Origin of the sequence: Candidatus Propionivibrio aalborgensis (assembly GCF_900089945.1) — a bacterium.
GTDB lineage: Bacteria > Pseudomonadota > Gammaproteobacteria > Burkholderiales > Rhodocyclaceae > Propionivibrio > Propionivibrio aalborgensis.
In genome coordinates this window covers 1-9,926 of sequence record NZ_FLQY01000008.1, presented here as the reverse complement: position 1 = coordinate 9,926, position 9,926 = coordinate 1, and the positions used below count along the sequence as shown (strand labels likewise).

Annotated in this window: 9 protein-coding genes; 4 read left to right on the top strand and 5 right to left on the bottom strand. The window is 58.3% G+C overall.

Translation table 11 applies throughout. The annotated features are described in order from the left end of the window. The 5 genes from PROAA_RS00460 to mraZ all read right to left on the bottom strand — a co-directional run. The coding region (locus tag PROAA_RS00460; RefSeq protein ID WP_186409418.1) for a Mur ligase family protein at positions 1 to 1,157 on the bottom strand (1,157 nt) is incomplete at its 3' end. Next, positions 1,154 to 2,929 carry a peptidoglycan D,D-transpeptidase FtsI family protein gene (locus PROAA_RS00455; RefSeq protein ID WP_186409417.1) on the bottom strand — a complete coding sequence of 592 codons (1,776 nt, stop codon included), beginning with the start codon at positions 2,927 to 2,929 and terminating at the stop codon, positions 1,154 to 1,156. The genes PROAA_RS00455 and PROAA_RS00460, both read right to left, overlap by 4 nt. Continuing rightward, positions 2,926 to 3,201, bottom strand: coding sequence for a cell division protein FtsL (gene ftsL / locus PROAA_RS00450; RefSeq protein ID WP_186409416.1), 276 nt, complete (start codon positions 3,199 to 3,201; stop codon positions 2,926 to 2,928). Before ftsL ends, PROAA_RS00455 begins: the two co-directional genes overlap by 4 nt. Before the next feature lies 1 nt (position 3,202). Beyond that, a complete protein-coding gene (gene rsmH, locus PROAA_RS00445) occupies positions 3,203 to 4,168 on the bottom strand; it encodes a 16S rRNA (cytosine(1402)-N(4))-methyltransferase RsmH (RefSeq protein ID WP_186409415.1) in 966 nt (321 codons plus the stop codon). After that, positions 4,165 to 4,611, bottom strand: coding sequence for a division/cell wall cluster transcriptional repressor MraZ (gene mraZ, locus PROAA_RS00440; RefSeq protein ID WP_186409414.1), 447 nt, complete (start codon positions 4,609 to 4,611; stop codon positions 4,165 to 4,167). Before mraZ ends, rsmH begins: the two co-directional genes overlap by 4 nt. A 447-nt stretch (positions 4,612 to 5,058) precedes the next feature. Between mraZ and PROAA_RS00435 the strand changes: the two genes are divergently transcribed. From PROAA_RS00435 to PROAA_RS00420, 4 genes are all read left to right on the top strand, one after another. Next, complete coding sequence (locus tag PROAA_RS00435) at positions 5,059 to 5,910, top strand: HAD-IA family hydrolase (protein WP_245664101.1); 852 nt, start codon at positions 5,059 to 5,061, stop codon at positions 5,908 to 5,910. Between the two features lie 72 nt (positions 5,911 to 5,982). Next, the gene (locus tag PROAA_RS00430) at positions 5,983 to 7,362 is read left to right on the top strand and encodes a ribulose-bisphosphate carboxylase (protein ID WP_186409413.1); all 1,380 of its coding nucleotides are present in this window, start codon (positions 5,983 to 5,985) and stop codon (positions 7,360 to 7,362) included. A gap of 38 nt (positions 7,363 to 7,400) precedes the next feature. Then, positions 7,401 to 8,204, top strand: coding sequence for a CbbQ/NirQ/NorQ/GpvN family protein (locus PROAA_RS00425; RefSeq protein ID WP_186409412.1), 804 nt, complete (start codon positions 7,401 to 7,403; stop codon positions 8,202 to 8,204). A gap of 49 nt (positions 8,205 to 8,253) precedes the next feature. Further along, a partial coding sequence (locus tag PROAA_RS00420) for a hypothetical protein (RefSeq protein ID WP_222102032.1) occupies positions 8,254 to 9,926 on the top strand: 1,673 nt, incomplete at its 3' end.

Below are 9,926 nucleotides of genomic sequence, written 5' to 3'. Positions count from 1 at the left end.
AAAACGGCAACCAGTGCTGCGCCGCGCGCCTTCGTTACTTCGCGCAGGGCACGCAGCGCGCTTTCCAGCGCAGCGGGCGTGTGCGCATAGTCGACAATGATCAGGGGCTCGTTATAGCCGCCAATTCTTTCCAGCCGACCCGGTGGAGAAGGCAAGTCCGAGAAGCGAGCCGCAACGTTTTTTGGAGTCAATCCCGCATCGATCAACACGGCGGCAACCGCCAGCAGATTCGATACGTTATAGCGACCGAATATAGCGGTCTCGATCATCGACCGCCCATTGGGAGCGCATAGCATGAAACGCAAGCCGTTGATCGTTTCCTCGACGTCCTGAGCGCAGACCACCGCCTGCTGACCGCCGGAACCATCGTCCTGCGTGTAGCCGATCACCTTGCTCGCAGTGCTGGCCCGCACCAACTTGCAGCCAAACGGGTCGTCGAGATTGATCACTGCCAGGCGCAGGCGCGGCCATGTGAAAAGCCTTTCCTTGGCCGCAGCATAATTTGCCATCGTGCCGTGATAATCGAGATGGTCGTGCGTCAAATTGGTAAATACCGCCACATCAATCCGCGCACCGTCAAGACGCCCTTCCTCGATGCCAATTGAACTGGCTTCCAGCGCGCAGGCCTGTGCCTCGGCCGCGGCAAATTCCGCCAAATAGCGTGTCAGTCTGGTCGCCTCGGGTGTCGTAAAACCCGTCTCGGTCAACTGATCTGCAAATCCGGCACCCAAAGTTCCGATAATCGCGCAACAACGGGGGTGCGTGCGGCCAATCCACTGACTGATGCTCGTCTTGCCATTGGTGCCGGTGATCGCTATCAGCGACAGGCGCTCGCTCGGCTGACCGAAAATGGTATGCGCCAGCGGCCCGCAATGCTTCCGCAGCCCTCGTACCGGCAGGTTGGCGACGCGAAAATCGGCGTTCCACGCAAAATCGCCCTCGGCCTCCCAAAGCACGGCAGAAGCGCCGTGCGCAATGGCGTCGGCGATGTATTTCCGCCCATCCGCCTTGTCCCCAGGGTAGGCCACAAACAGATCCCCGGGACGCACTTGGCGGCTATCGTCTTCCACACCTTGCGGGAGTACACCCAGCGCGGCCAGTTGCCCCAAGACTGCAGCCGGGGCGTTGTCTACTGCGTGCGCGGCGACGCCGTTCACAGCTTCTCCTTTTCGACAGGGCCTTTTGCAAGTTTGCCGCTCTCATCCTTCTCATCCCTTGTCACCTGTACCGCGGCATCCTGCGCAATGCCGAGTGTACGCAGCGCACCGCCCATCACCTTCGAAAACACGGGGCCGGCGACATCACCACCGTAGTGCTGTCCGCTACCCGGCTCGTCAATCATGATGGCCACGACCAGACGAGGATTGGATACCGGGGCAAAGCCGACGAAAGAAGCGACATATTTTCTGACGTACTGACCACCTTCCAGTTTATAGGCGGTGCCCGTCTTGCCGGCAACCCGATAACCCGGGATTTGCGCTTTTGGCGCCGTACCCTCGGCTTGCACAGCCATCTCGAGCATGGCGCGCATTTCCCGTACCGTCTGCTGGCTGAACACCTGAACCGCCTCGACCGGATTCGAATCGACCTTCGTTAGAGAGAGCGGGACAACATTGCCTTCGCGAGCAAATACGGTGTAGGCCCGTGCCAACTGCATCAAGGACACGGAAATACCGTGTCCGTAAGACATGGTGGCTTGCTCGATGGGACGCCACGATTTCCACGGGCGCAGACGTCCGCTGACTTCGCCAGGAAACCCCAGTTGCGACACCTGACCAAAACCAACCGCCTCGAACATGCCCCACATTTGTTTCGGGGTCAGGGCGCTGGCGATTTTGACCGTACCCACGTTGGACGATTTCTGAATGACCTGTGCGACGGTCAAATTGTCGTGAGGATGGGCGTCTGAAATCGTCGCGTTGCCAATTGTCATTCGTCCCGGCGCGCAATTAATGACGGTATCGAAGCGCACCTTGCCGCTTTCCAAAGCCAGTGCGACTGAAAATGGCTTGAGCGTTGAGCCGGGCTCAAAGGTGTCGGTAACGGCGCGGTTGCGCAACTGCGCACCCGACAAACGTTCGCGGTTGTTCGGGTTGTAGGTTGGCCAATTGGCCAATGCGAGTATTTCTCCTGAATTCACATCCACCACCACGACCCCGCCAGCCTTGGCTTTGAAGTCGACCACGGCTTGCTTGAGTCGGCTGTAGGCGAGGTACTGAATCTTGGAATCGAGCGCCAGACGAATATCCTTGCCGTCCTGTGGCAGCTTGATCGAGCCCACGTCTTCGACGATCTGGCCGCGCCGGTCCTTTATCACACGGCGACTTCCGGGATGTCCCAGCAGTTGCCCTTGAAAGGCCAGTTCGACACCCTCAAGACCCTTGTCGTCAATTCCGGTGAATCCGACGATATGCGCGGTCATCTCGCCACTTGGATAGAAGCGACGATACTCCTTGTCCTGACCGATACCGGGCAGTTTCTGTGCTGCCACCTGCTCGGCGACATCGGGAGGCAACTGGCGTTTCAAGAACACGAACGACTTGTCGCTGGCCAGCTTGCGTGACAGTTCCTTGATGTCCATTTCAAGTAGCCTGGCAAGCAGTTTGGTCTGTTCCTGTGAAAGTCGGGCATCGGCAGGCATCGCCCAAACCGACTTCATTGGCGTGGAAATCGCCAGCACGTCACCGTGGCGATCGGCGATACTGCCTCGCGAGGCGGAAATCTCAAGATCCCGCAGGTAGCGCGATTCACCTTTTTCTTTCAAAAAATCGTTATTGAGCACTTGCAGATAGAACGATCTGCCAATCAAGGTGGCAAAACAGGTCAGGATAAGCAGCGCCATCAGACGCGAACGCCACGCCGGCAAACGCAGCTTCAGCACCGGGCTTTCAGCAAACTTGTGCGCTCGGGCACCACTGAAATTCATCATTGCGAAATGCCCTTCGGCGACGCGGTAATGATTTTTGCCGCTTCGGGCGTACGCATCTTCAACTTGTCGCGAGCGATTTTTTCGATTCGCGGCGAGGTCGCCCAGGTTTGCATTTCCAGTTGAAGTTGCCCGTATTCGACGTCGAGCTGCCTAGTGCGCGCCTGTTCGCTTTCGAGCGACTGGAAGAGCTTGCGCGCCTTGTGCTGCGAGGTCACTACGCTGAGTGCGCAGATCACCACAGCCAGAAGCAGGAGGATATTCAGGCGAACCATCTCAGGCACGCCCTCCAGCCAGATTGATTCCGACCGTATTTCCAATGAGTTTTTCGGCAACCCGCATAACGGCGCTACGCGCACGGGGATTGGTCGCAATCTCGGCCGCTCCCGCCTTGACCGGCTTACCCACCAGACGCAGCCTGGGCGACGGCAGGTCGGCTGAACGCAAGGGAAGGTTCTTGGGTAACCTATCCGGCGAAGCCAGATCACGCATGAAGCGCTTTACGATGCGATCTTCGAGCGAATGAAAACAGATGACCACCAGCCGACCACCGCACTTGAGAATATCCATTGCCTGTGGCAACACTAGCGCAAGTTGATCGAGCTCTTGATTGACGTGAATCCGTAAAGCCTGAAAGGTACGCGTCGCCGGATCCTGGCCGGGCTCGCGGGTCCGCACGGCCTCGCGTACAAGCGCGGCGAGCTCGCTCGTGGTTGTAACAGGCCGCTCGCTCCGAGTAGCCACAATCTTCTTTGCAATCTGGAAAGCAAACCGTTCTTCGCCATAGTTTCTAATGACCTCCGTGATTTCCTTTATTCCGGCAAGCGCCAGAAACGAAGCTGCCGTCTCGCCCTGCGTGGTATCCATTCGCATGTCGAGTGGCGCATCGAAGCGAAAGCTGAAGCCTCGCCCCCCCTCATCGAGTTGCGGCGACGACACTCCAATATCCAGAAGCACGCCATCCACAGCATCAATCCCTGCCTGCCGCACGACCACGGCAAGCTCGCCGAAATGGTGGTGCGCCAAGGTCAATCGTTGATCGTCGATTTCATTCGCTGCCACCGCCTTCGGGTCGCGATCCAGCGCCAGTAGCCGACCGCTCGGCCCAAGCCGTTCAAGAATCGCCCGGCTGTGCCCGCCGTAACCGAAGGTGCCATCGATGTAAGTACCCGAGGGTTTTACATCCAACGCCTCGACTGCCTCCTGCAACAACACCGTCTGGTGCGGCAAGGCAGAACTCACAGCGCCAGATCCTCGAGGCCCGGCGGCAAGGGCTGATCAGCCGTGTCCATGGTCACGTCCAGCTGTTGCTGCCAGCCGGCATCCGACCAGATTTCGAAATGACTGCCCAGACCGACCAGCCAGACCTGTTTTTCAAGCTGGGCGAATCGACGCAGTTCCGGCGCAATCAGGAGACGGCCAGCCGAATCCAGAACCTCGTCGCGCGCATTGCCGACCATCACGCGCTGGATGGCCGCGGATTGCTTGTTGAAACTGGATACGGCCAGCAGCTGGTCGCGAATTGGCTCCCAAGCCGTGGCCGGGTAGAGCAGCAGGCAGTGATGCAGATGGGCGGTCAGCACCAGCCGGCCCTCGGATGCAGCCACGAGCGCTTCCCGATGGCGCGCTGGAATGGCGAGCCGACCCTTGACATCGAGATTCAGCGCAGTTGCACCTTGAAACATCAAGACCGGCCCCTCCTGACAACTTGATGAAAGACTTCCCAATTTCCCACTTTTTACCACTCGCCCCCACTTTAAGACAAAGATTTAGGCAAAGCAAGCGGTTTGTTGCAATATTTTCCAATGACTACAAAGACTTATAAATCATTTCTAAGAAATTCTCCCTGCCGTTTTTCTCTTATAAAACAATGGCGAAAAAAAGTAACTTAAAGTGGTTTGTTACCAAATGGCGCTGTACAGCCACCATTGAATCCGAAGTCCCGTCGTACAAAGCAAACTCTCCCCGTGACGACACCCTAGGATCACGTTCGCACTGCGGGAACCCAGCAAGACCACGTATGATGCGTGGATATATAGTTAGTTATTACTTGCTATAAATAGAAATAAGTTTAACTTTTCATAATGATCCTCTCCCCTTAGACTTTGCGTATGAATGCAAAGGCACATCCAGTGACGGCTACAGACCCAACTGAACGGAAACCATCGGAAAAAGGAGCGGCAGAAAACAACATTTCCCAGTTGCAGGCTGTGATCTTCGACGTAGATGGGACGCTGGCTGAAACCGAGCTTGCCGGCCACCGCGTAGCGTTCAATCGGGCTTTCAAGGAATTCGGCCTCGATTGGCATTGGTCCGCCGCGTTGTATGGCGAATTGCTCGCCGTTACTGGTGGCAAGGAGCGCATTCGCCTCTACGTCGAAACCTATGCCAATCAGATGCTTGGGCGGGCCGATTTGGACGCCTGGGTCGCCAGCTTGCATCAGCGCAAGAGCGAGATTTATTCGGAGCTGGTGCTGAGTGGCGCAATTCCACTCCGCCCCGGCGTCGCCCGGCTGATTCAGGAACTGCGTACGGCCGGTATTCGCATCGCGATCGCCACGACGACCACGCCAGCCGGTCTGCGTAGCCTGATCATGGCCAATTTCAGGCACGACATGGACATGCTCTTTGAAGTTATCGGCGCCGGCGACATCGTTGCCGCGAAAAAGCCCGCACCGGATATTTACCAATGGGTGCTGGGTCGCTTGAACCTGCCACCGGAAGCCTGCCTGGCTGTCGAGGACTCCTATCCCGGACTGGCGGCGGCACGTGCTGCCGGCGTACCAACGCTGGTTACGGTCAACGGGTATACGGCCGATCAGAATTTCGACGGAGCGCTCAGCGTCGTTTCGGATCTCGGCGAACCGAATGTGCCCGCGAACCCCATTGCCGGATTGCCACTCACCCAGGAATGCGTCGATCTGAATCAGCTCCGGACCTGGCACCGACTTTACTCGGAGACATCGCAACGCGCAGTACTATGAATATTTGGCAATTAACCTGACTGCCACTCGGCCCACTCAAGCTTTGCACTATTCCCAACCACGGAGACAATCATGGACCAATCGAATCGTTACGCTGACCTTAGCCTGAAGGAAGAAGACCTCATCAAGGGTGGCAAGCACATTCTTGTCGCTTACAAGATGAAGCCCAAGGCAGGGTACGGCTATCTCGAAGCCGCGGCTCACTTTGCCGCCGAGTCATCCACAGGAACCAATGTCGAGGTGTCAACGACCGACGATTTCACCAAGGGCGTGGACGGGCTGGTCTATCACATCGACGAGGCCACCGAGGACATGCGCATCGCGTACCCGATCGATCTGTTCGACCGCAATATGACAGACGGGCGAATGATGATTGTCTCCTTCCTGACGCTGGTGATTGGCAACAATCAGGGCATGGGCGATATCGAGCATGGCAAGATCTATGACTTCTACATGCCCGAACGCGCCATTCAGCTGTTCGACGGGCCGTCCAAGGACATCTCCGACATGTGGCGGATCCTCGGTCGCCCGATCAAGGACGGCGGCTACATTGCCGGCACCATCATCAAACCCAAACTGGGTCTGCGCCCCGAGCCGTTCGCGGCGGCGGCGTACCAGTTCTGGCTGGGCGGCGATTTCATCAAGAACGACGAGCCGCAGGGCAACCAGGTGTTCTGTCCGGCCAGAAAGGTCTATCCCCTGGTTTATGACGCGATGAAGCGCGCCATGGACGAAACCGGCGAAGCCAAGCTGTTCTCCGCCAACATCACCGCCGACGATCACTACGAGATGCTGCATCGCGCCGACTTCATTCTGGAAACCTTCGGACCGGACGCCGACAAGGTGGCTTTCCTGGTCGATGGCTTCGTCGGCGGACCCGGCATGGTCACCACGGCCCGCCGCCAATACCCCAACCAGTACCTCCACTACCATCGCGCCGGACACGGCATGATTACCTCGCCTTCGGCAAAGCGCGGCTACACGGCCTTCGTCCTGGGCAAGATTTCACGCCTTCAAGGGGCATCCGGCATACATGTGGGCACCATGGGTTACGGCAAGATGGAGGGCGATCGCTCAGATAAGATCATCTGCTACATGCTTGAGCGCGACGAGTGCCAGGGCCCGGTCTACAACCAGAAATGGTATGGCATGAAGCCGACCACTTCAATTATTTCCGGTGGCATGAATGCACTGCGCCTGCCCGGTTTCTTCGAGAATCTGGGTCACGGCAACGTGATCAATACTTCCGGGGGTGGCGCCTATGGTCACGTCGATAGCCCGGCTGCCGGTGCTATATCGCTGCGTCAATCGTACGAGTGCTGGAAATCCGGTGCTGATCCGATCGAATACGCCAAGGAGCACAAGGAATTTGCCCGCGCCTTTGAATCATTCCCCGGCGACGCTGACAAGTTGTTCCCCGGTTGGCGCGAAAAACTCGGTGTCCATAAGTAGTCCGTTCGGCCTTGTTACCGTATGCGAAGAATGAAGCCATGACCGCCAAGGAAAACTACAGGATTCATAAGGAGCCTTTTTACCAGGCACAAGGCAACGAAGTCGTGCTGTTCGAAGCTGCCTATGCCGCACGCCTGCCGGTGATGGTGAAAGGGCCGACCGGGTGTGGCAAATCGCGTTTCGTCGAATACATGGCATGGAAGCTGGGCAAGCCGCTGATCACCGTGGCCTGCAACGAGGACATGACGGCGAGCGATCTGGTCGGCCGCTACCTGCTCGAAGCCAACGGAACACGGTGGCTCGATGGCCCGCTGACGACGGCGGCGCGGATCGGTGCCATCTGTTATCTGGATGAAATTGTCGAGGCACGCCAGGACACGACGGTGGTAATCCATCCGCTCACCGATCACCGCCGCACTTTGCCGATCGACAAAAAAGGCGAGCTGGTCGAAGCGCATCAGGACTTTCAACTGGTGATCTCCTATAACCCCGGCTACCAGAGCCTGATGAAAGATCTGAAGCAATCGACGAAACAGCGTTTCACGGCATTTGATTTCGATTACCCCGAGGCCGCGCTTGAGGCGCAAATCGTTGCCACGGAAACCGGGCTTGACGGAGAGTCGTCCGCCAAGCTGGTCAAAGTAGGTCAGGCGGGACGAAACCTCAAGGGCCACGGCCTCGACGAGGGCATTTCGACCCGGCTCCTGGTCTATGCCGCTACGTTGATCAAGGGAGGAGTCGACGCCAGGGACGCCTGCCGGATGGCCATGGCGCGCCCGATAACTGACGACGTAGACATACGCACCACGCTCGATCACGCCATCGATGCCACCTTTACCTGAGCGCCCGATCCAGGCCGGTCGGCAACACAGGCTCGCAACGTAGCAGCACATGATTACCGGATTGCGACCTCTGGCCGACGCCCGCAAGCAGGCCATGTTCGACCCCCGAGTCCAGGCCTGCTGGGTCGAGGTCGATTGCGGCTTCCAGCCCGTGGCCGATGTTTTCGAGGAGTGCGTCAGCGAAGCCTTGTCGGCATTTTCCAACGCTCAGATGCGCGACTACCTTGAAGCCGCGCGCTTCCTCGGCAAGCTGGGCCGCGGGCCGGATCCGATGCTGGCCTTCCTTGAAGAGTGGCCAAGCGTCGTCGCCAGTATCGGCGGCGATAGCGGCCTCCTGCCTCGAGTGATGGACTTCGTGCGTGTTCTGCAAAAGTCGCCGAACAGCAAGGCCATCACGCCCATGCTGCAAACACTTGCCGCGGTGGCCCGCCAGCTCCACTCGCCCGATCAGTTGCAGCGCTATCTCGGTATTGCGCAGGACCTGATGATCCGCACCTCCGGCTCCATACACGGCCACCACACCACGTTTCCCAGCCCTGGTCTCGCGGACTTCTTCGCTCAGGCCCCCTACCTTACCCGGCTGTTGCCCATGGCCGGGTTGAAGAATTGGGTGGATTACGGCATACATAACTACGCCAGCCACCCGGAACGGCAGGTCGACTACTTCAAGCTGGAATCGGCAGACAGCCGTGCGGTACTGCAGCGCGAACGCCACGGCACGCTGTTCGCCGACGTCGAAAGAAAGCTGGATCTTTACCTGCGCGCCTTGTGGCGCGACAGCGATCTTCTTGTGCCCTATTCGACCGCTTTTGACGAATTGCGCCAGCCGGTACCCTATTACGACAAGCTGGGCCTGCGCGTGCCCGATGTCTTCGATGACATCAATGGCGTCAGCGGACTTGACCGCTACCGCGCCGTTCTCGCCCACATGGTCGGCCATCGCCGCTGGAGCAAGCCCCTGATCGCCGACAATTGGAGCCCTTTTCAGCGCATGGCAGTGGAGTTTTTCGAGGACGGCCGCGTCGATAACCTGCTGATTCGCGAATACCCCGGCTTGCGCCGTATTCTTCTGGCACTGCATCCTAAACCAGTCGAAACGGATTGCGATCCGCAGACCACGTCCTGCCTGCGCCATCGGCTGGCCATGTTGTCGCGCGCGCTGATCGACCCTGCGCACGGCTACACCGACCCTGATCTGCTCGAGTTCGTTCGGCGCTTCAACGCGCTGATAGCCGAAAGCGAATCGACTACCCGTGAGGTCGCCGAACTGGCGCTCGCTTACGTCACGCGGACACGCCGTCAGAGTGACCAGTTCGCCAAAGTGCATTTCAAGGATACGGTCATCGACTATCGCGATGACAATCGCCAGATGTGGCAATTCATTGAGGAGGGGGACGAAGAGTCAGCTTTCGACGAAGAACGCAAGCTGCAACCGACAGAAGAGGTGCAAGGATTGCCGCCTCGGCACTATCCCGAATGGGACTACAACAGCCAGACCTACCGCCCGGATTGGGCCAGCGTTTATGAAACGCTGCACCCCGGCGGCAATGCCGCAGACATCGACAGTCTGTTGAACAAGCACAGCGCACTGGCCAAACGACTGAAACGTCTGTTCGATCTGCTCAAACCGCAGGACAAGGTACGCATCCGTTATCAGGAAGAAGGCAGCGAGCTCGATCTTGACATCGCCATCCGCTCGCTGATCGACTTCAAGAGCGGCGT

What these genes read in the sequence shown, in the direction of transcription:
- PROAA_RS00455 (WP_186409417.1), bottom strand. Translation starts at nt 2,929, where the DNA reads ATGATGAATTTCAGTGGTGCCCGAGCGCACAAGTTTGCTGAAAGCCCG.
- ftsL (WP_186409416.1), bottom strand. Translation starts at nt 3,201, where the DNA reads ATGGTTCGCCTGAATATCCTCCTGCTTCTGGCTGTGGTGATCTGCGCA.
- mraZ (WP_186409414.1), bottom strand. Translation starts at nt 4,611, where the DNA reads ATGTTTCAAGGTGCAACTGCGCTGAATCTCGATGTCAAGGGTCGGCTC.
- PROAA_RS00430 (WP_186409413.1), top strand. Translation starts at nt 5,983, where the DNA reads ATGGACCAATCGAATCGTTACGCTGACCTTAGCCTGAAGGAAGAAGAC.
- PROAA_RS00425 (WP_186409412.1), top strand. Translation starts at nt 7,401, where the DNA reads ATGACCGCCAAGGAAAACTACAGGATTCATAAGGAGCCTTTTTACCAG.